The sequence below is a fragment of the Bradyrhizobium sp. 190 genome, assembly GCF_023073415.1.
Taxonomy (GTDB): domain Bacteria; phylum Pseudomonadota; class Alphaproteobacteria; order Rhizobiales; family Xanthobacteraceae; genus Bradyrhizobium.
Genome location: NZ_JADPJL010000024.1, coordinates 229237 through 250238, shown reverse-complemented (window position 1 = coordinate 250238; position 21002 = coordinate 229237). Strand labels below are relative to the sequence as shown.

Below are 21002 nucleotides of genomic sequence, written 5' to 3'. Positions count from 1 at the left end.
GTGCCAGACACAGAATCACAGCAATTCGTCACCATGGAAGACCAAATCAACATAGCGAGTCATTCCGTCGCAGCCACGATGTGTGCATCTGCTAGTGCGTTCGCAGAGACGACCCACAGTGGTGTCAACATCAAACTCGGCCAATGGCCGACATGGCAAATAATCCCTAAAGAAAATCGCTCGTTTACGAAGGATTAAGCTTTCTCCTTTATGACTGGCATTGTCCTCGTTTGGACACCGAGTGGCTCCTGTCCACTCTGTTTGACGCCTCCCTGTTATCAACTTCAAAAGCCGCCGGAAACGGCGGCTCTTTTTTGTGCGCAGCACGGCTATTTTGTGCCCCCATACGCTGGAAACCATAAATCCGGTTGCCGCTGGACTCTCGCCCAGACAAGCGCAATGATTTGTTCATCATAAGCCGGTGGTTCACAGCCGGTGGGGCAAATAGTGGCGTGAGGGCGTTAACCATGGCGGACCGTTCGCAAAGCGAATCCGCGCTCGTTCTGTTCAGCGAGCGGCTCACCAATTCCGCGGCATTCGGAGTTCTGTTTCGGGAAGGCATGGACCTGGTTGAGGAAACCGCCGCCTATCTCGACGGCGACGGCCGCACCGAGGCCAAGGCGCTCGAGCGCTCTGTCAGCCTCACTTACGCAACCGAAAGCATGCGCCTCACCACCCGCCTGATGCAGCTTGCGTCCTGGCTGCTGCTGCATCGCGCGGTCAAGGAAGGCGAGATGACGCTGACCCAGGCCAATCGGGAAAAGACCAAAGTCAAGCTCACCGCCGCCGATCCCGGGTCTGAGGACATGATCGCAAAGCTGCCGCAGCAATTGCAGGATCTGATTGCGCGCTCGATGAGCCTGCAGACGCGGGTCCGCCGGCTCGACACCACGATCCACGCGCCGTCAGCAGAGCGGGCCCCGATCGGCAACCCGCTGGTGCCGCAGCTCAACCGCCTGAAGGCGGCCTTCGAGCAGTAAATCTCTCCGTCGTCATTGCGAGCGAAGCGAAGCAATCCATAGCTCCGCAAGTTGAGGCATGGATTGCTTCGCTACGCTCGCAATGACGGAAAGAACAAAAAAACGCCCCGGCAAACCGGGGCGTTTTTGCATGTCTGGGCGGGAGCGGGAGGGGTCCGAAAACCCTCAATCCTTCTTGAGGAAGCCCGAAAACTTCTTCTGGAAGCGCGACACACGGCCGCCGCGGTCGAGCAGCTGCTGCGAGCCGCCGGTCCAGGCCGGATGCGATTTGGGGTCGATATCGAGGTTCAGCTTGTCGCCTTCCTTGCCCCAGGTGGAGCGGGTCTGGTACTCGGTCCCGTCGGTCATCACGACCGTAATCGTATGATAATTCGGATGAATTTCGGCTTTCATGGCATATCCTTCGGCGCGCCGGCGCCCGTCGCAAAAGTCAGGGGATACGGGATTTGGCGGCTCTATAACGTAAGCCGCCCGCCAAAACAAGCTACGTATAAGCCTGATTGGGAATCTCCCGGATTTGCCAGAGGGGGCCGCGGGGGCCTATCTGGGGGCGGCAAAACCGGTCGGATTTCATGAGCGCAGCGGAACAGTTTGAAGGCCCCCCTGGCACGCCTCCACGGCGCGACGCCCTGCTCGACGAAGAGGCCTTTATCGAGGCCCAGCTGACGCAGTCGCCGGCCAAGACGAGCGCCAAGCTCCGCCCGCTACTGGCGCTGGCGCCCTACGTCGCGCGCTATCGCGGACGCGCGGCTCTCGCCTTCATCTCGCTGACGGTTGCGGCGATCACCACGCTCGTGGTGCCGATCGCGGTCAGGCGCATGATCGATTTCGGCTTCAGCCCCGAAGGCATCGCCCTGATCAACAGCTATTTCAGCGTCATGATCGCCATTGTCGCGGTGCTGGCTGCGGCAAGCGCGTCGCGCTACTACCTCGTCATGACGATCGGCGAGCGCATCGTCGCCGATCTCAGGCGCGACGTGTTCGCGCATCTGGTCTCGCTGTCGCCAGCGTTCTTCGATTCCGCGCGCTCGGGCGAACTGGTGTCGCGGCTGACGGCCGATACCACCCAGATCAAATCGGCGGTCGGTGCGTCGGTGTCGATCGCGCTGCGCAACATGATGCTGTTCATCGGCGCCACCGCCATGATGGTGATCACGAGCCCGAAATTGTCGGGCTTCGTGCTGTTGGCGATCCCGCTGATCGTGATTCCGCTGGTGGCGTTCGGGCGCTGGGTGCGGCGGCTGTCGCGTAACGCGCAGGATACGCTGGCGGACGCCAGCGCCTACGCCTCCGAACTGATCGGTGCGATCAGGACCGTGCAGGCCTATACCAGCGAGCGGATGGCGACCAACCGCTTCGGTGGCGAGGTCGAGCAGGCCTATGAGGCGGCGCGCAGCTCGACGCGGGCGCGCGCGGTGCTGACGCTGATCATCATCTTCATCGTGTTCTCCAGCGTCGTGGCGATCCTCTGGGTCGGCTCGCACGACGTGCTGACCGGGCAGATCACGCCGGGCCGGCTCGGCCAGTTCGTGCTGTATGCGGCATTCGCCGCCGCCGGTCTCGGCCAACTCAGCGAGGTCTGGGGCGAAGTCTCGGCTGCGTCTGGCGCCGCCGAGCGGTTGTTTGAGATCCTGCGGGTCAAATCGCAGATCACGGCCCCGCCGCAGCCGGCAGCGCTGCCGCAGCCTGCGCGCGGCGACGTCGGTTTTGAAAATGTCAGCTTCGCCTATCCGGCGCGGCCGGACGCGCTTGCGATCGACAACGTCTCGCTCGCGGTCAAGGCCGGCGAAAAGGTCGCAATCGTCGGACCGTCAGGGGCGGGCAAGAGCACGCTGTTTCACCTCTTGCTGCGCTTCTATGATCCCGCACGCGGCACGATTTCGCTCGACGGCGTACCGGTCAGATCGGCCGATCCGGTCGACGTCCGCTCGCGCATCGCGTTGGTGCCGCAGGACTCGGTGGTGTTCGCGGCGTCCGCGCGCGAAAATATCCGCTTCGGCCGGCCCGACGCCAGCGATGCCGAAGTCGAGCGCGCCGCCGATCTGGCGCATGCCTCCGAATTCCTGCGCCGCCTGCCTGGCGGATTCGAGGCGCAGCTCGGCGAGCGCGGTGTGACGCTGTCTGGCGGCCAGCGCCAGCGCATCGCGATTGCGCGCGCGATCCTGCGCGACGCGCCGCTATTGCTGCTCGACGAAGCCACGTCCGCGCTCGATGCCGAAAGCGAAACGCTGGTGCAGACCGCGCTGGAGGAATTGATGCGCCACCGCACCACGCTCGTCATCGCGCATCGTCTCGCCACCGTGTTGTCCTGCGACCGGATTATGGTGATGGATCAGGGCAAGATCGTCGAGCACGGCACGCATGCGGAGCTGGTTGCAGCGAACGGGTTGTACGCGCGGCTGGCGCGGTTGCAATTCGAGGGAGGATAGAAAAAGGCGGGAACCAGAACGTCGCCTGCCGGTTGTAACCCCGTTCAATCTGGAAATAGGAGGGGGCATGCCATACCGCCGCGGAGGTTTTGCGCTTACGCCGCCGTCACTCGCGATATTCCTGATTTCACTGGTGCTGGCGCTTATCGCGCTTCTTGTTCGTTATGCTCATGTTTCCGTCCCGATCATCAGCTCGTCGCGGGTCTTCGACGTTCTGGCTATTGCCTATGTCGTGTTGGTTATTGGCGTGCTGTTTCGGCGTATCTGACTAGCGATCCTCGCGGCACTTCGGCGAAAGTATCGGCACATTCGACCACGGCCAATTTTTCCAGGAGCCGTCGTTCCTGACGCATGCCGCCGGCGCTTCGGCGCTGTCGCTTGACGACGCCACTTTTTTGTCGGCCGCGGCGAGATACCGATCGAGATAGGTCTCTGACAGCAATCCGGCGACGATCACCACCAAAAACGTCGCCGAGCCCTTGGCAAATTCAGCCAGCGTCATGTGATCGCCTCCGCCGTTGGGCTTGCAATCGCCGAACTGATTAGAGGTTCCGGTCCGTCAAGGCCGTGACTGATGTCACGCTCGCCACGCCATTTTCAGTACCGGCCTTCTCGACGTAGGATTCACGTCCTCGCCGGCATGTGCAAAACCATTGCGTTCATAGAAGCGGATGGCTCGCGCGTTGTCCTTGTTGACCTTGAGCGTGACGCCACCGGGCGACAGGCGCTTGGCTTCGTCCACCAATGCGGTGGCCAGTTTCGAGCCCCAGTGATCCGGGCTGACCACGAGCTGATCGAGGTAGCCGTTGCCATCGATGGTCACGAAGCCGGCCAGGGCTTGCGCCTGTTCGGCGACAATGATCGCCGCATTCGGCACCAGTTCATTGCGCCAGCGCTCCCGCCACCACGCCACGCGGGCGGTGAAATCGATTGCGGGATAGGCCTGCTGCCACGTCAGCCGCCACAGCTCGATCGCCGCGTCTTCGTCCTCGGGACGATAGGGACGGAGCGTGAAATCTGCGGTCACTACCGTTCCGTCAGCTTCAGTTCGATGCGGCGGTTGCGCTTGTAGGCTTCTTCGGTGGGCGCGGTGTCGAGCGGCTGGAATTCGGCAAAGCCGGCGGCGACCAGCCGCTGCGCGGGGACGCCGAGGAAGACCAGATATTGCACCACGGAGATCGCGCGCGCCGACGACAATTCCCAGTTCGACTTGAACAGCGGAGAGTTGATCGGCCGCATGTCGGTGTGGCCGTCGACCCGCAGCACCCAGCCGATCTCGCTCGGAATCTGCTTGTCCAGATCGATCAGCGCCGTGGCGAGTTTATCCAGTTCGACGCGGCCCTCGGGCAGCAGCAATGCCTGACCGGTGTCAAAAAATACTTCCGACTGAAAGACAAAACGGTCGCCGACGATTCGGATATCGGGGCGATTGCCCAGAATGGCGCGCAGGCGGCCGAAGAATTCCGAACGGTAGCGCGACAATTCCTGCACGCGCTGCGCCAACGCGACATTCAGGCGCTGGCCGAGATCGGCAATCCGGCCCTGCGATTCCTTGTCGCGTTTTTCGGAGACCTCCAGTGCTTCCTCGAGCGCCGCGAGCTGGCGGCGCAGCGCGCTGATCTGCTGGTTGAGCACCTCGATCTGGGCGAGCGCGCGCGAGCTCACCGTCTTTTCGGATTCGAGCGCCTTGTTGAGCTCGTTGGTGCGGCCCTGGGCGTCGCCGCCGGCGCCGGCCAGCCCGTCGTAAAGTCCCTTGATGCGGTCGCGCTCGCCTTCTGCGGCGGCGAGGCCGGCGCGCAATTGCCCGAGCTGGTCGTCGAGCGTGATCTTGCCGAGCTTCTCCAGCGACAGCAGGTCGTTGAGCTGCGCGATCTTGGCGTTGAGCTGCTCCAGCGCCTTGTCCTTGCCGGTGACCTCCTGCGACAGGAAGAACTGCACCACCAGAAACACCGACAGCAGGAACACGATCGACAGCACCAGCGTCGACAATGCGTCGACGAACCCCGGCCAGTAGTTGAAACCGGAATCATTGCGGCGTGCACGGGCGAGGGCCATTCGTCGTCTCCACTATCGTGTCCCGGACGCGGTGCAGCGTGAAACGCTGCTCCGCAGAGCCGGGACCTGTCTCGATGGGCCCCGGCTCTGCAGCGCAGCACTTCGTGCCGCACTGCGGTCCGGGGCGTGCTCTCGTTCAGCTCTTCTCGGGCTGTTTGGCGATCCGCTCCAGGAGCTTCTTGATCTCGCGGTTCTGCTCGCCCTGGCCGTCGGCCCATTCGCGGATCATCTGCTGCTCGGTGCGCATATGCGCGACCAGGCCCTGGATGGCCTCGGCGAGGTTGGCCATCGCCGCCGTGGTGCTGCGGCTGCCGCCGCTCTCTTCAGCCACCGCGCGTATACGTTCCATCGCATGTTGCAATTCGCCGCCGAGTCCGGAGCCGCCGTCGCCATATTCGCGCACGGTGGAGGCGAGCCAGTCCTCGAGGTCGGTGTAGAAGCGGTTCTGCGCCTGGCTCGACTGCAGGTCGAGAAAGCCCAGGATCAGGGAGCCGGCGAGGCCGAACAGCGAGGACGAGAACGAAATGCCCATGCCTGCGAGCGGCGCGGCCAGCCCGTCCTTCAGGGTGTCGAACAGGGCGCCGGAATCGCCGCCGACCTTCAAGCCGTCGATCACCTTGCCGACGGAACCTACGGTTTCGATCAGACCCCAGAAGGTGCCGAGCAGGCCGAGAAAGACCAGCAAGCCCGTCATGTAGCGGGAAATATCGCGGGCTTCATCCAGCCGCGTTGCGATCGAATCGAGCAGGTGCCGCATGGTCTGCTGCGAGATCGTCATCCGCCCGGAGCGCTCGCCGCCGAGGATCGCCGCCATCGGCGCCAGCAGGGTCGGCCGCCGCTCGATCGCGAGCCCGGGATCGGCGATACGGAAATTGTTGACCCAGGCCACTTCCGGATAGAGCCGGATCACCTGCCGGAACGACAGGATGATGCCGATCAGGAGCACCCCGCCGATCAGTGCGTTGAGGCCGGGGTTGGCAAAGAACGCGACCATGATCTGCTTGTAGAGCACGACCATGACCAGCGCGCACAGCACCAGGAACACCAGCATTCGCACCAGAAAAATCCGGGGCGAGGACAGTTTGCTCAGTTCGATCTCCATTTCGGAGCGGGAGGAAGGGCCTGAGGGCATTTGCAGGTGTCATCCGTTACGAAAAGCCGCGTTGTGGAACCAATATGGCACAGCGGGCTGGAGAAAAAAGCTGAGAAGCCGCGATTTCGAATAGACGATGGTGGAACCTCTTCCCGAAACCCGGCTTTGACATCAGCGTATTTTGGAACGTTTCGATGTCCAACCGGGATTTTTATTGACGGCCTATATCTCAGAGGCGCTGGTGGCCATTGCCGCGTCGTTTGCGGTCCTGATGGCGGGCCGCCTGGCGCTGTAGCAGCGGACCGGCAATTCCGGTTGGGTCGATACGATCTGGACCTCTTCGCTCCGGCGGCGTGATGCCGAGCCATCATCCGATCCGGCAATATGCCGATCTGTTCGAGGTCGGAAAGGAAGGGCGCTGGAGCGGCGTGCATTATCAGCGCCACCGCGAAGGATTGGCCATCGCGACGAAATCGAGCGCGTGCTTCGCAAGGTCTATGGCGGCGAGACCGCGTTGTGGATGCGGCGCTGGCGCTGCTTCCTTCGCGTCACCACAGGCCTGTTCGGTTACGCCGATGGCAGCGAGTGGAGCGTGAGCCATTACCGGCTGAAGGCGGCCGGTTAACGAAGCATTTACTGATTCGTGCTTATCGCCTTCAAATAAGGCGGGGGGCTGCTTGTCGTGCAACTAATGGATAAGTTTTTATTCATTTTTTGAGGTCCATTGCTGAGATCGAAAATGGAACCGGCTCACAATCGAGTGAGTCTGGAAAAATTGAAGCTATTTCAGCGCGATAGCGTTGTGTGACATTGGGCCGCCGCGAAACCGTATTGCGTCGCAGCAGGCTCTCCCTATCCTATATGCCATCAACCGTGAGTTCCCGAGGTCCCTAATACGACCTCTTACCACAACGCCGCGAACGCTCAATTCGCGCTTTCCAACTTGAACTGGGGCAATATCTTCAATGTCCGGACTTCGAACGCAATCGGCATGCATCGTATTGATGTTAGCTGCGATGGCGCCGCTTTTGGCTGGCTGCAATGAACCGATCGCCGCTACCGCAGCGGTAAAACCTCCCGAACCCGAAGTAGGCACCTTCACCGTTCGCTCCCAGGCCCGCGCCGTTGTGCGTGAATTGCCGGGCCGGATTGCGCCCACCCGGGTTTCGGAAGTTCGTGCACGGGTTTCGGGCATCGTCGTCGAGCGCCTGTTCCAGCAGGGAACCGAGGTTAAAGCTGGCGATCCGCTGTACCGGATCGACCCCAAGCCGTTCGAGGTGGAGCTGCAGGCGAGCGAAGCCGCGCTGGACAAGGCTGAGGCTGCGCTCGATCTCGCCGCACAGCATGCGCGGCGCATCGCGACGCTGACCAACCAGCGCGCGGCGCCCGAGGCCGAGAACGAAAAAGCCATCGCTGCCCAGCGCCAGGCCGAGGCCGAGGTCGGCAGCCGCAACGCCGACGTCGCACGCGCCAGGCTGAACCTCGACTATGCCACGATCCGTGCGCCGATCAGCGGCGTCGTCGGCGCCGCGCTGGTGAGCGAAGGCGCGCTGGTGGTGCAGAACGAGACCACCAGTCTCGCCACGATCCAGCAGCTCGACCCGATCTACGCCGACTTCACCCAATCGGTCTCGGAGATGAACAAGCTGCGCCGTGCTTTTGACAGTGGCGATCTCGACCGGATTGCACCCGACGCCGCCAAGGTCCGGCTCGTGCTGGACGACGGAACGGTCTATCCGGTTCCCGGCAAACTGCTGTTTTCCGAAGCCAAGGTGGATGCCTATACCGGACAGGTCACGCTGCGCGGCCAGTTTCCGAATCCGAATCGCGAACTGCTGCCGGGCATGTATGTCCGCGTCCTGATCGAACAGGGTATCGATTCCGACGCCATGGCTGTGCCGCAGCAGGCGATCCAGCGCGACGCCGGCGGCGGCAGCGAGGTTTTCGTGGTCAAGGACGACGGCCGCGTGGCGACGCAGCCGGTCCGCGCCGGCGCGGTGCAGGACGGCCTGTGGCTGGTCAGTGAGGGCCTCAAGGATGGCGACCGCGTCATCGTCGACGGGTTCCAGAAATTCGTGCCCGGCGACAAGGTCAAGTCGAAAGCGTGGATCGATGCGGATGCCTCGGTTGGCAGCATACCGGCCGCACCGGCGACGCAAGCCTCCCGCTGAGATCGGGATATGCCTAGTTTCTTCATTGATAGGCCGATCTTCGCCTGGGTCGTCGCGCTTTTCATCTGTTTGATCGGCGCGATCTCGGTTCCGCTGTTGGCGGTCGCGCAATATCCGATCATCGCGCCGCCCTCGATCTCGATCTCGACCAGCTATCCCGGCGCGTCGCCCGAAAACCTCTACAACAGCGTCACGCGGCTGATCGAGGAGGAGCTCAACGGCGCCTCCGGCATCCTCAACTTCGAATCCACCTCTGACTCGCTGGGGCAGGTCGAAATCATCGCCAACTTCGTGCCCGGCACCGAAACCGGCGCGGCCTCGGTGGAAGTTCAGAACCGTCTCAAGCGCGTCGAGGCGCGGCTGCCGCGCGCGGTGATCCAGCAGGGCATCCTGGTCGAGGAAGCCTCCTCGGCCGTGCTGCAGATCATCACGCTGAACTCGGCCGACGGCTCGCTCGACGAAATCGGCCTCGGCGATTTCATGATCCGAAACGTGCTCGGCGAAATCAGGCGCATTCCCGGCGTCGGCCGTGCCACGCTCTATTCAACCGAACGTTCCCTGCGCATCTGGGTCGATCCCGCAAAGCTGGTCGGCTACGGCCTCACCGCCGACGACGTCAACAAGGCGATAACTGCCCAGAACGCGCAGGTCGCCTCGGGCAGCGTCGGCGCGGAGCCGAGCACGCCGGAACAGAAGATTTCGGCGCTGGTATTGGTCAAGGGCCAGCTCTCCTCGCCCGAGGAATTCGGCGCGATTACGCTGCGCGCCAATCCGGACGGATCGACCGTGCGGCTGCGCGACGTCGCGCGCATCGAGATCGGCGGCTTGAGCTACCAGTTCAACACGCGGCTCAACGGCAAGCCGACCGCGGGCCTTTCGGTGCTGCTGTCGCCGACCGGCAACGCGCTCGCGACCGCGAGCGCCGTCGAAGCCAAGATGAAGGAACTGTCAAAGTTCTTCCCGGCCAATATCGGCTATGAAATCCCCTACAACATCACCCCCGTCGTCAAGGCCTCGATCAACAAGGTGCTGATGACGCTGGTCGAGGCGGTGGTGCTGGTCTTCATCGTGATGTTCCTGTTCCTGCAGAACATCCGCTACACCATCATCCCGACCATCGTGGTGCCGGTGGCGCTGCTCGGCACCTGCGCGATGCTGATGGCGGCCGGCTATTCCATCAACATGCTGACCATGTTCGGCATGGTGCTGGCGGTCGGCATCCTCGTCGACGACGCCATCGTCGTGGTCGAGAACGTCGAGCGCATCATGGCCGAGGAGGGCCTGCCGCCGAAGGAAGCGACCCGCAAGGCGATGTCGCAGATCACGAGCGCCATCATCGGCATCACGCTGGTGCTGATGGCGGTGTTCGTGCCGATGGCGTTCTTCCCGGGATCGGTCGGCATCATCTACCGCCAGTTCTCGGTCACCATGGTGTCCGCCATTGCTTTCTCCGCGCTGCTGGCGCTGTCGCTGACGCCGGCGCTCTGTGCGACACTGCTGAAGCCTGTGGAAGCCGGCCATGGTCACGCGCGCAAGGGCGTGTTCGGCTGGTTCAACCGCGTGCTCGAGTCGGGCCGCGGCGGCTACACGCGCACCGTAAAGGGTTCGTTGAAGCGCACCGGGCGGCTGATGCTGATCTACGTGGCGCTGTTGATCGGGCTCGGCTGGGCCTTCGTTCGGCTGCCCGGCGGCTTTCTCCCCGTCGACGACCAGGGCTTCATTACGACCGACGTGCAGACGCCGTCGGACTCCTCCTATGCGCGCACCGAGGCGGCGGTGGAGCAGGTTGAAAAATATCTGCGCGAGCGCGCTGGCGTCGAGGACGTGACGTTCCTGACCGGTTTCAGCTTCCTCGGCCAGGGCATGAACACCGCACAGGCCTTCATCACGCTGAAGGACTGGTCGGAGCGCGGCCCTAAGGATTCCGCCGCAGCGATCGTCGCCGACGTCAACCGCGATCTCTCCTCCTCGATCCGCGACGCCAGGATTTCGGCGCTGCAGCCGCCGCCGATCGACAACCTCGGCAATTCCTCGGGCTTCTCCTTCCGCCTGCAGGACCGCGGCCAGAAGGGTTATCCGGCACTGGTCGCCGCCGCCGACCGGCTGATCGCGGAAGCCAATGCCGGCCGCGTGCTGCAGAAGGTCTATGTCGAGGGCCTGCCGCCGGCGCCGCAGGTCAATCTGATGATCGACCGCGAAAAGGCCGGCGCATTCGGCGTCACCTTCGAGGATATCAACCAGACCATCTCGACCAATCTCGGCTCGAACTACATCAACGACTTCCCGAACCGCGGGCGGATGCAGCGCGTGATCGTGCAGGCCGACCGCGCCAGCCGCATGAACGCCGACGACATCCTCAATTACAACGTCAAGAACAACCGCGGCCAATTGGTGCCGTTCTCAGCCTTCGCCACGGTGCAGTGGTCGAAGGGGCCGACCCAGATCGCCGGCTTCAACTACTATCCCGCCGTGCGCATCTCCGGCGAAGCCAAGCCCGGCTTCACGTCCGGCGACGCCATCGTCGAGATGGAGCGGCTCGCGGGCAAGCTGCCACGCGGCTTCGGTTTCGAATGGACCGGGCAATCGCTGCAGGAGAAGCTGTCGGGCTCGCAGGCGCCGTTCCTGCTCGGCCTCTCGGTGCTGGTCGTGTTCCTGCTGCTCGCCGCGCTCTACGAAAGCTGGACCATTCCGATCGCGGTCTTGTTGACGGTGCCGCTCGGCATCTGCGGCGCGGTGATCGCAGCGACCATGCGCGGCCTGCCGAACGACGTCTATTTCACCGTCGGCCTGATCACCATCATCGGGCTGGCGGCAAAAGACGCCATCCTCATCATCGAGTTCGCCAAGGATCTGCGCGCCCAAGGCAAGCCGCTGGTCGAGGCAACGATCGAAGCCTGCTCGCTTCGCTTCCGCCCGATCCTGATGACGGGCCTGGCCTTCGTTTGCGGCGTGCTGCCGATGGCGATCGCGACCGGCGCCGGCGGCGCCAGCCAGCAGGCCCTCGGCACCAGCGTCATGGGCGGCATGATCGCGGTGGTGATCCTGGCGCTGCTGATGGTGCCGGTGTTCTTCGTCTCCGTGCAGCGCGTGCTGGCTGGGGATCGGGAGCCGAAGGTGGCGGCGAGCGAACCGCACGGGCCGCCGGCGCCGGCGCGGCCCAGCCACTGACCTGGAGGGAGCCGGCCTCCACATCGCAGAGCGCAAAGCTCTTCTCGAATTCAGGTATTATAACACCATGAAACTGCTCTGGTGATGAGTTGCTCGTGTGCTCGTCATCGTCCTCGCCCAAATGGCCGCACGTCCAGACGGCCCCGCCCCTCCGGATCGGGTTGCCGCCTAGCTTCGAACGGAGCCGCATCTTCTCCAAAGACACCCCGAGCCTTGGTCAAATGTACCTCGAAATGGCCGCGTTTCATCACGCGATCATTTCTGCGTTCTGCCCGGTCGGTCGCCGGGCTTTGCATGCGACAAATCGATCCCTAGCCTATGATGCCGCCCCAGCGGATCGGCGTTCCGCGAGCTCCGCGCCACACACCGGTCGCGGCAATCGATGCGCCCAAGGTAAAAGCCGTCATTCGGACCTGACAAGAGGTCAGATCAGCAAACCTTCCCTTCGCAGTTTATACCCGCACCTGCCGACGCATCGTGACCGAAGAACGCCACGGAACCTCCGTAGCACGCTGCTGCCGCCAAGACGATCATCAGAAACTTGCGCACGCGACTGCTCCTGAGCTTTTATGCCACAACTTTATGTTGGGGCTCGCGTCCGCACTGTCAAGACCCGGTGCGCCGCCTACTTTATGGACTCATCATGTTGTCGAACAATTTCTCGACGAACGTCCTGATGCGCGCAATTCTCATCCTGACGCCGGCGCTCGCCCCGTCCAGTTCGGCCTTCGCTGGCCAACCGAGCTGCGGTCAATTCGAGGCGTCGTGGTCCCCGCGCGAACGGAGCAACTGGACGACCCTTTGCGAAACCGGACGCATCCAACTCCGTGCGGTGCAGGCCGGCGCCGGGCAGGGAAACGAGGACGACGTGATCTCGTCGTCCTTTCTCGCGACGTTGCTGACCGAAAGTCCCTACCGAGATCGGTTCAAGCACGCCAGTCTATCGATCGCAGGCGCCCGCGTGACGGGCCCCCTTCAGCTGCGGGATCTCACGGTCGAAAGCTCCCTAGTCATCGCGGACAGTCGGTTCGAAGAGGTGGCCGATCTCTCCGGAAGTCGTTTCTCCGGTTCCTTGTCCTTCATCAAATCGTCGTTCGCAAAGGGGATCAAGGCCGTCAACTCCCGCATCGACGGCAGCGTCTTCCTGGGTGGAAGCGATCAAGCGACCACCAACGGCGACATCTCCTTCCCCAAAGTGAAACTAGCCAGCGTCGATCTGTCCGGATCAACCGTCGCAGGCGACCTCGACGTGCTCGATGCCGATGTCGACGACACCTTGAGACTGCTCCACGTCCGAACGAACGGTTCCGTCAATCTGTTCAGGATCGCGGCGCAGAGGGTCGTTCTGGCTTCGAGCGAGGTGCGGGGACAACTGAACATCGTAGCTTCGCAGATAGGAGGTCCGAACGCGGCGCCGCCCGTCCTCAATCTCTATTCCGTCCGCGTCCTGCAGGACCTGCATCTGAACCGCACACGCATCGAGGGAAAAACATCGTTCGAGAACGCGGAGCTTTCCGCGTCGCTGACCCTGCTGGGCACGATACTCAAGGACGTCGACGCGAGTGGCGCGACCATCAAGAACGCGCTCGACATCGGCTTCAACGAGAGGCCCGGGCTGCAGTCCGGGCAAACGACGTGGAGCGCAGGTGCGCGTCTGAACCTGAACAAGAGCAGCGTGGGGTCGATCGCGACGCCTCTCGACCTCGATCTCCACTACTGGCCGACCTCAATCGATCTGGACGGTGCGAAGATCGGCTTCTTCGACTTCAACTCCAATCGCAATCCCAGTCGCGGCGCGGAGCAAGCGCAGTCGCAGGATGCCGACAAGCAGGCCTCCTGGTTGAAGGCGTGGCTCGCGCGTACGTCCTTCGCTCCACAGACCTATTCCCGCATCAAGGCGACAATGATCGCCAACGGGAACGAGGACGTGGGCAACCAAATCGGCTTCGCGTCACGCGATCTAGAGCTCGCCGAAGCGTTCCAGAAGATCAAAAGCCTCGAACCCTCCACCCTGCTGTCTAGTCTCGGCACGGCGTTCGTCCTCAGCGGCTCGCGACTGCTGACGGGCTATGGATACAAGATGTATCTACCAGGTCTGTGGGCGGCGATCTTCATAGTCATCGGCGCCGCCGTCTTCTCTCTGACCGAAGAGGCAAGGCAGCGACGCATGCCCTATGGGCTGGCGTATAGTTTCGACATGCTGCTCCCGATAATCAAATTGCGCGAGCTGCACTACGAGATCGATCTGAAGACGCCCTGGGCACGGTACTATTTCTATTTCCACAGAATCTTCGGCTGGATCCTCGGATCGTTTATCGCGGCGGGCCTGGTCGGGTTGACGAAATAAGCTGCATCCATAGCCATGGCGCTGCACTAGATCGGAAGACGATTCTCGCGATGCGTTCCGGACCATGCGCGGCCCGCGGGGGACGCGGGCGCGTCGGCCGCGCGACCGCGGAGGCCCATGGCGCGACTTCAGCCGCGTGTCGTGCCAGCGCCCATGCCGCATCGATCCGTCTCTGGCCGGATCGCTCCCAACACTCGGCACATGGCAGTCCGAAGCAACGATTCCGTCGCGGCATTGCGAATATCGCAATAACCGTCCCGCTGTCCCGCTCACTAGTCCAGCGTCCGCAATCGAGTCACGGATGCGCACCTCGTATCAATTCGAATGGGTTGCGCCAACAAATCCACGCTCCAGTCTACCGGATGTTAGCATTGTCTCGCTGATTTGCCGGACGCGTCAAATGTCTGCTTCGGCACCCGACGAGTGCCGCTACGGTGCATGGGGTTGTTTTCAATATTTTGGCTGGGAGCCCGCGACCCGCCCCGGTCATTGCCGTCTCTGGAAGCCTGCATCATCCGATCGCGGATGGTGCGACGGCGCGGGCTCTGAAACCGTCGCCTACTTTTCCAGCGGCTTCAGAATCTTCACCAGCTCCCCGTGCACATACTCATTCCCGCAGACCACGTGTCCGGTCTTCAGCGGATCGTCACTGCCCTCTATGCCTGAGATCGTCCCCCCAGCCTCCCGCACCATGATCTGCCCGGCTGCGATGTCCCAAGGCTGCAGGTTGCGTTCCCAGTAGCCGTCGAGGCGGCCGGCGGCGACGAAGGCGAGGTCGAGGGAGGCGGCGCCGAAGCGGCGGAAGCCGGCGACCTTGTTCTGCAGCGCGGCCATTTCCTTCAGCGCCAATTCATGGTCGCCGCGGCCGATATGCGGCAGCCCACAGGCGATCACGCATTCATTGAGCTGGCGGCGGCCGGCGACGCGCAGCCGCTGGTCGTTGAGGAAGGCGCCCTTGCCGCGCTCGGCGATGTACAATTCGTCATTGGCGGGATTGTAGATCACGCCGGCGATGATGGTGTCTTCGCGCCGCAAGCCGATCGAGATCGCAAATTGCGGGATGCCGTGCAGGAAGTTGGTGGTGCCGTCCAAGGGATCGACAATCCAGGTGTGGGTCTTGTCGGCGCCTTCGCGGTTGCCGCCTTCCTCGCCGATGAAGCCGTAGCCCGGCCGCGCCTTGGCGAGATCCTCGTACAGCATTTCCTCGGCGCGCTTGTCGGCCTTGGTGACGAAGTTCGCCGGCCCCTTCAGCGACACCTGCAGGTGCTCGATCTCGCCGAGGTCGCGCTTGAGGCTGCGGCCGGCGCGGCGCGCGGCTTTCACCATGACGTTGATAAGGGCTGAATACAGCATGATGTGAGCTTATGGTGTGTGAGGGAACGGCCCAATGCCGTCAGGGGCTTAGGGACTGGGTGCCCTGCAGATGTGCCGCCGTCAAGGCGTCATTTGTTGGCCGTGCCGGTCCATTTTTTTGCGGCCTCCTGAATCTTGGCGCGATCCTCGGGGCTGAGCTCCGAGAGCCGTTCATCCAGCTCGGGATCGCCCTTGCCGGCGGTCTTGGCGACAAGGTGCCACTTCAGGCCTTCGATCTTGTCCATCGGCGCGCCCTGTCCGCTCACGAGCACGCGGGCGAGGCGGTTCTGCGCGATCGGCGAATTCTGCCGCGCCGCCTTGCGCAGCAGCGCGACCGCCGCGGCCTGGTTCCTCGGCGTGCCGGTGCCGTTGAACAGCGCGATGGCATATTCGACCTCGGCGTCGACATTGTCGGCCAGCGAAGCCGCCTGCAGCAGCCGCACCGCCTTGTCGATGTCCTTCGGCACGCCGGTGCCTTCCTTGTAGAAGGTCGCCAGCGCGTATTGCGCCTCCGGGTTGCCCGCGTCGGCCGCGGCGCGCAGCAGCTCGGCGGCGCGTCTGAGGTCCTGCGGCAGCGTGTTGCCGTCGAGATAGAGCAGCGCCAGATTGTAGGCTGCCTTGGGGTTGCCGAGCTTGGCCGCGGAGGCCAGCAGCTTGACGGCCTGTTCGCGGTTGGTGGGGCCGCCGCGGCCGGCCAGCTGCATCATGGCGAGCGCGAACATGGCTTCGCGGTCGCCGGCGTCCGCCGCGCGCTGGTACCAATTGGCGGCCTTCGCATAGTCGCGCTTGATGCCGAGCCCGTTGGCGTAGAGCTCGCCCAGCATCGTCATCGCCTTGGCGTCGCCGTTATACTGCGCGCGCGTGGTGGCGAGATCGAAGGCGGTCTTGTAGAGGCCACGCTGATACGCGCCATAGACGAGGTCGACGTTCGGATCCTCGAACGCGGCCGTCGGCGAGGAGGAGGGCACAGGCGTTGCCGCGGGCTTGGTCGTTACCGCAGGCTTGAGCGGCGCCGATGGCGTCGGCGTCGGTGTCGCAGCGGGCTTTTTCGCCGCGGTCGGAGCCTTGGGTTTGGGCGCCTCCTTTTTCGCGGCCGGCGGGTTGGCGGGCGGCTGCGCGGCAGGCGGCGTCAGCGAGATCTGCGCGGTGGCGCCGGTCATCGTCATCAAGAGGCCCGCAAGCAGCGATATGGGACGCAGGAGTTTCATTGTCCGGCGTTATCCATCCCCGGCCTTATCCGTGCCAGTGCCAGCCTTGGCTCTTCCAAACGCTGTCTCGTGCGCTTGCGCGATCGCCTGCGCGGCATCGGTCAGCGCCGCCTTGGCGCCGCGCGGGTCGGCCCAGACGAAATCGCCGACCAGTACAAAATCCGCGCCGGCGGCAGCGAATTCGGAAGCTTCCTCGCGCGAGGCGGCAAAGCCTATGCAAGGCGGCTCGAACAGTTCGTCCCACCATTGCAGACGCTCGGCAATCGCTTCCGTCGAGGGCCGCTGATCGTTGGCGTCGGGCTCGCCGAACAGCACATAGTCCGCGCCCCGTTCGCCCGCGGCCATCGAATCGTGCCGCGTGGCAAGACCGCCGACGCCGGCAATGCGGTCCGGCTTCAGCGACGGCAAGGCATCCTCCAGCGCGGCGAGGCCGTTCAGATGCGCGCCGTCGGCGCCCGCGCGCGCCACCAGCTCGACATGGCCGTCGAGCAGGAGCGCCGCGCCGGCATTCTGGACCGCGGGCGCAAGCGCTTTGACGCGCGCGATCATAGTGCGCTGATCGGTCTGCTTCAGCCGCAGCAGCACTGCCGCGACGTCGGCCGCGACCAACAGCTCCGGAAGTTGGGCCGCAAGCTGCGCCGGGTCGTCCACCTCAGGCGTCGCGAGATAGAGGCGCGGCGCCGGGCGCAGCGGAACAGGTTTATTGGCCAAGTGTTTTTTAGCCAAGTCTAGGCGACCTTCTTTTCAAGGCCGGTTTCCCACTCACCCTTGCTCGCCAGCGCATTCATCCGCGCGCGGTGCGTGAAGGCGCGCTGGCCCGCGGCGATATTTTCGGCCTTACCCGACCAGGCCTTTTGCGGCGCCGCCTGCAGCGCCCGGCCATAGGAGAAGGTCAGCCGCCAAGGCAGACCAGAAGGGAGCCCGCCGATCCGGTTCATGGCGTTCAGATGCGCGGTCGCATCCTCATCGGATTGCCCGCCGGAGAGGAAGGCGATGCCGGGCACGGCTGCGGGCACGCACGCCTTCAGCAGCCGCACGGTCTTCTCGGCGACTTCCTCGGCGGAAGCCTGCTTCGCGCATTTCTTGCCTGAGATCGCCATGTTGGGCTTCAGCACCATGCCTTCGAGTTCGACGCGCTGGATCCGCAATTCCTGGAACGTCTTGTTCAGCACACGCTGGGTCACGTCATAGCAGCGGTCGATATCGTGATCGCCGTCCATCAGCACTTCCGGCTCGACGATCGGCACGATCTGCGCCGCCTGGCACAGCGCGGCGTAGCGCGCCAGCGCATGCGCGTTGACGCTGATCGCGGTCATGGTTGGAATACCCGCGCCGATGTCGATTACCGCACGCCATTTGGCGAAGCGCGCACCGCGCTCGTAATATTTCTTCAGGCGCTCGGCGAGCTTGTCGAGGCCCACAGTCACCAGTTCGCCTGGACATTGCGGCAGCGCCTGCGTGCCTTCATCGACCTTGATGCCGGGGATCGCGCCGGACTGCTCGATCAGCTTGACCAGCGGCGTACCGTCCTTCGCATTCTGCCAGATCGTCTCGTCGTACAGGATCACGCCCGAGACGTACTTGCTCATCGCCTCGGTGGAGCGGAACAGCATCTCGCGATAGTCGCGGCGGTTCTCCTCGGTCGATTCGACCTTGATGGCGTCGAAACGCTTCTTGATTGTCCCTGAGGATTCGTCGGCGGCGAGAATGCCCTTGCCCGGGGTGACCATGGCGAGGGCAACCTTGTTGAGGTCAGCAAGATTCATCGAAGTTCTCCAGAAACATCATGCCCTTGCGCACCAAAATAGGCGGTTCTCGGGCAATTGCCTAGAAAACGTTCGTCGCACCGGGGGTGTTTGCGAGGCGCGGGCGGCCTAATCAGGCGACCCGCGGGTCAAGCTCACCCTTGCTGTACCGTTTGGCCATTTCGGCCGTGGTCAGCACCTTCTTGATCTTGCTGGCCTGGCCTGCGGTATTGAACTCCTGCAGCCGCTGCTTGCACAGCTTGGCCATGGCTTCCATCGCCGGCTTGAGATATTTGCGCGGATCGAATTCTTCCGGATTGTCCTTCAGCACTTTCCGGATCTGTCCGGTCATCGCCATGCGGTTGTCGGTGTCGATGTTGATCTTGCGCACGCCGTTCTTGATGCCGCGCTGAATTTCGGTAACCGGCACGCCCCAGGTCGGCTTCATCTTGCCGCCATTGGCGTTGATGATTTCCTGCAGGTCCTGCGGCACCGAGGACGACCCATGCATCACCAGATGCGTGTTCGGCAGCTTGCGATGGATCTCCTCGATCACGTTCATGGCGAGGATGTCGCCGTCCGGCTTGCGCGTGAACTTGTAGGCGCCGTGCGAAGTGCCCATCGCGATCGCCAGCGCGTCGACCCTGGTCTCCCTCACGAACTTCACGGCTTCATCCGGATTGGTGAGCAGCTGGTCGTGCGACAGCTTGCCTTCGGCGCCGTGGCCGTCTTCCTTGTCGCCCATGCCGGTCTCGAGCGAACCGAGCACGCCGAGTTCGCCTTCCACCGAGATGCCGCCGAGATGGGCCATGTCGGTGACGGTCTTCGTCACGCCGACATTGTAGTCCCAGTCGCCGGGGGTTTTGCCGTCGGCCTTCAGCGAGCCGTCCATCATCACGGAGGTGAAGCCGGCCTGGATCGCGGTCATGCAGGTCGCGGGCTCGTTGCCGTGATCGAGATGCACGCAGACCGGAATCTGCGGATAGATTTCGGTGACGGCGTCCATCATGTGCTTGAGCATGACGTCATTGGCATAGGAGCGCGCGCCGCGCGAGGCCTGGATGATGACGGGCGCGTCGAGCGAGGAGGCGGCATCCATGATGGCCAGCGCCTGCTCCATGTTGTTGATGTTGAAAGCCGGCACCCCATACTCGTGCTCTGCCGCGTGATCGAGCAGTTGACGCAAGGTAATGCGAGCCATTCAAATTCTCCTGTATTTGCCGCGCCTTTGGCGCCCCATTAAGTCTGGATTTAACGCTGCTTCAGAACTTCCACGCCGGGCAGCGGTTTGCCTTCCATCCATTCGAGAAATGCGCCACCGGCCGTCGAGACATAGGAAAAATCGCCTGATACGCCGGCTTGGTTCAGCGCCGCGACGGTGTCGCCGCCGCCGGCAACCGAGACCAGTTTCTTCGCCTTGGTGCGCTCAGCCGCATGCTTCGCCGCGACCATGGTGCCACGGTCGAACGGCGTCATTTCGAACGCGCCGAGCGGGCCGTTCCAGACCAGCGTCTTGGCGTCGTCGATCGCGGAATGAATCCGCGCGGTCGATTGCGGCCCGACGTCGAGGATCATGCCGTCGGCCGGAATGGCGTCGAGCCCATAGGCGTGCGAGGGCGAGTTGGCTGCGAAGTGATAGGCGACCACGGCATCGACGGGGAGGATGATGGCGCAGTTGGCAGCCTCGGCCTTTTCCATGATGCGCAGCGCGGTCGCGGCGAGATCTTTCTCCGCCAGCGACTTGCCGACGCCGACCCCCTGCGCGTGCAGGAAGGTGTTGGCCATGCCGCCGCCGATCACCAGCGCATCGACCTTGCTGACCAGATTTTCCAAGAGGTCGATCTTGGTCGAAACCTTGGCGCCACCGATGATCGCGATCACGGGCTTGGTCGGCGCCTCCAATGCCTTGCCCAGCGCGTCGAGCTCGGCCTGCATGGTGCGGCCGGCATAGGCCGGCAATTTATGGCCGAGACCTTCGGTCGTGGCGTGCGCGCGGTGCGCCGCCGAGAAGGCGTCGTTGACCCAGATGTCGCCGAGTTTTGCGAGTTCGGCGACGAAGGCCGGATCGTTCTTCTCTTCCTCTTTATGGAAGCGGGTGTTCTCCAGGCAGAGGACGTCGCCGTCCTTCATCGCAGCCACGGCCTTGGCGGCGGGCTCGCCGATGCAGTCGTCGGCGAAGGCGACCGGCTTCTTGATGACCTGCCCCAGCGCCACCGCGACGGGTTTGAGCGAATCCTTGGCGTCGCGTCCCTTCGGTCGGCCGAAATGGGCGAGCAGGATGACCTTGCCGCCCTTGTCGGAAATTTCGGTGATGGTCGGCGCGACGCGCTCGAGCCGCGTCGCGTCGGTGACGCGGCCGTTTTCCATGGGCACATTAAGGTCGACGCGCAGCAGCACGCGCTTGCCCTTTACGTCGACGTCATCGAGGGTGCGGAATGATTTTGTCATCGAAG

18 protein-coding genes and 1 pseudogene are annotated in these 21002 nt (G+C 63.4%); 8 read left to right on the top strand and 11 right to left on the bottom strand.

Translation table 11 applies throughout. From position 1 onward, the window contains the following. Both IVB22_RS17550 and IVB22_RS17545 read left to right on the top strand, forming a co-directional pair. Positions 1–198: hypothetical protein (locus tag IVB22_RS17550; RefSeq protein WP_247518555.1), on the top strand; the 198-nt coding region annotated here is incomplete at its 5' end. 269 nt (positions 199–467) lie between these two features. Then, positions 468–980, top strand: coding sequence for a DUF1465 family protein (locus IVB22_RS17545; RefSeq protein ID WP_247518554.1), 513 nt, complete (start codon positions 468–470; stop codon positions 978–980). A gap of 165 nt (positions 981–1145) precedes the next feature. Here IVB22_RS17545 and rpmE read toward each other — a convergent pair whose 3' ends face one another. Continuing rightward, a complete protein-coding gene (gene rpmE, locus IVB22_RS17540) occupies positions 1146–1373 on the bottom strand; it encodes a 50S ribosomal protein L31 (protein ID WP_108514241.1) in 228 nt (75 codons plus the stop codon). A 179-nt stretch (positions 1374–1552) separates the two neighbouring features. Here rpmE and IVB22_RS17535 point away from each other — a divergent pair, with 179 nt between their 5' ends. Both IVB22_RS17535 and IVB22_RS17530 read left to right on the top strand, forming a co-directional pair. Continuing rightward, positions 1553–3409, top strand: coding sequence for an ABC transporter transmembrane domain-containing protein (locus tag IVB22_RS17535; RefSeq protein ID WP_247518553.1), 1857 nt, complete (start codon positions 1553–1555; stop codon positions 3407–3409). A 67-nt stretch (positions 3410–3476) separates the two neighbouring features. Next, the gene (locus IVB22_RS17530) at positions 3477–3677 is read left to right on the top strand and encodes a hypothetical protein (RefSeq protein ID WP_247518552.1); all 201 of its coding nucleotides are present in this window, start codon (positions 3477–3479) and stop codon (positions 3675–3677) included. Here the strand turns inward: IVB22_RS17530 and IVB22_RS17525 are convergent, their stop codons facing one another. From IVB22_RS17525 to IVB22_RS17510, 4 genes are all read right to left on the bottom strand, one after another. Then, on the bottom strand, positions 3678–3911 hold the full coding sequence (locus IVB22_RS17525; RefSeq protein ID WP_247518551.1) for a hypothetical protein: 234 nt from the start codon (positions 3909–3911) through the stop codon (positions 3678–3680). A 75-nt stretch (positions 3912–3986) separates the two neighbouring features. Beyond that, complete coding sequence (locus IVB22_RS17520) at positions 3987–4436, bottom strand: GNAT family N-acetyltransferase (RefSeq protein WP_247518550.1); 450 nt, start codon at positions 4434–4436, stop codon at positions 3987–3989. Beyond that, on the bottom strand, positions 4436–5464 hold the full coding sequence (locus IVB22_RS17515; RefSeq protein WP_247518549.1) for a peptidoglycan -binding protein: 1029 nt from the start codon (positions 5462–5464) through the stop codon (positions 4436–4438). Before IVB22_RS17515 ends, IVB22_RS17520 begins: the two co-directional genes overlap by 1 nt. A gap of 136 nt (positions 5465–5600) precedes the next feature. Continuing rightward, positions 5601–6596, bottom strand: a complete 996-nt coding sequence (locus IVB22_RS17510) for a flagellar motor protein MotA (RefSeq protein WP_247518548.1) — start codon at positions 6594–6596, stop codon at positions 5601–5603. 305 nt (positions 6597–6901) lie between these two features. On the opposite strand from IVB22_RS17510, the pseudogene IVB22_RS17505 reads away from it, so the two are divergent. The 4 genes and pseudogenes from IVB22_RS17505 to IVB22_RS17490 form a co-directional block, all read left to right on the top strand. After that, positions 6902–7182 (top strand): annotated as a pseudogene (locus tag IVB22_RS17505) (class I SAM-dependent methyltransferase); the annotation flags it as partial. A 340-nt stretch (positions 7183–7522) separates the two neighbouring features. Further along, a complete protein-coding gene (locus IVB22_RS17500) occupies positions 7523–8728 on the top strand; it encodes an efflux RND transporter periplasmic adaptor subunit (RefSeq protein ID WP_247518547.1) in 1206 nt (401 codons plus the stop codon). Positions 8729–8737: 9 nt separating this feature from the next. After that, positions 8738–11896: a multidrug efflux RND transporter permease subunit gene (locus IVB22_RS17495; protein WP_247518546.1), complete on the top strand. Its 3159-nt coding sequence runs from the start codon at positions 8738–8740 to the stop codon at positions 11894–11896. A gap of 541 nt (positions 11897–12437) precedes the next feature. Beyond that, a complete protein-coding gene (locus IVB22_RS17490) occupies positions 12438–14243 on the top strand; it encodes a hypothetical protein (protein ID WP_247518545.1) in 1806 nt (601 codons plus the stop codon). A gap of 558 nt (positions 14244–14801) precedes the next feature. Here IVB22_RS17490 and IVB22_RS17485 read toward each other — a convergent pair. The 6 genes from IVB22_RS17485 to pgk all read right to left on the bottom strand — a co-directional run bounded on the left by IVB22_RS17485 (position 14802) and on the right by pgk (position 20997). After that, positions 14802–15596, bottom strand: coding sequence for an inositol monophosphatase family protein (locus IVB22_RS17485; RefSeq protein WP_247518544.1), 795 nt, complete (start codon positions 15594–15596; stop codon positions 14802–14804). Positions 15597–15685: 89 nt separating this feature from the next. Beyond that, positions 15686–16804, bottom strand: a complete 1119-nt coding sequence (locus IVB22_RS17480) for a tetratricopeptide repeat protein (protein WP_247518543.1) — start codon at positions 16802–16804, stop codon at positions 15686–15688. Positions 16805–16813: 9 nt separating this feature from the next. Next, positions 16814–17515 (bottom strand): thiamine phosphate synthase, encoded by a 702-nt coding sequence (locus IVB22_RS17475; protein ID WP_247518542.1) that lies wholly within the window; start codon positions 17513–17515, stop codon positions 16814–16816. Positions 17516–17532: 17 nt separating this feature from the next. Further along, entirely contained in the window at positions 17533–18570 is a 1038-nt protein-coding gene (locus IVB22_RS17470; protein ID WP_247518541.1) for a class I fructose-bisphosphate aldolase, read from the bottom strand. 112 nt (positions 18571–18682) lie between these two features. Next, positions 18683–19750: a class II fructose-bisphosphate aldolase gene (gene fba / locus IVB22_RS17465; RefSeq protein ID WP_247518540.1), complete on the bottom strand. Its 1068-nt coding sequence runs from the start codon at positions 19748–19750 to the stop codon at positions 18683–18685. Positions 19751–19800: 50 nt separating this feature from the next. Beyond that, positions 19801–20997, bottom strand: coding sequence for a phosphoglycerate kinase (pgk, locus tag IVB22_RS17460; protein WP_247518539.1), 1197 nt, complete (start codon positions 20995–20997; stop codon positions 19801–19803). Between the last annotated feature and the right edge of the window lie 5 nt (positions 20998–21002).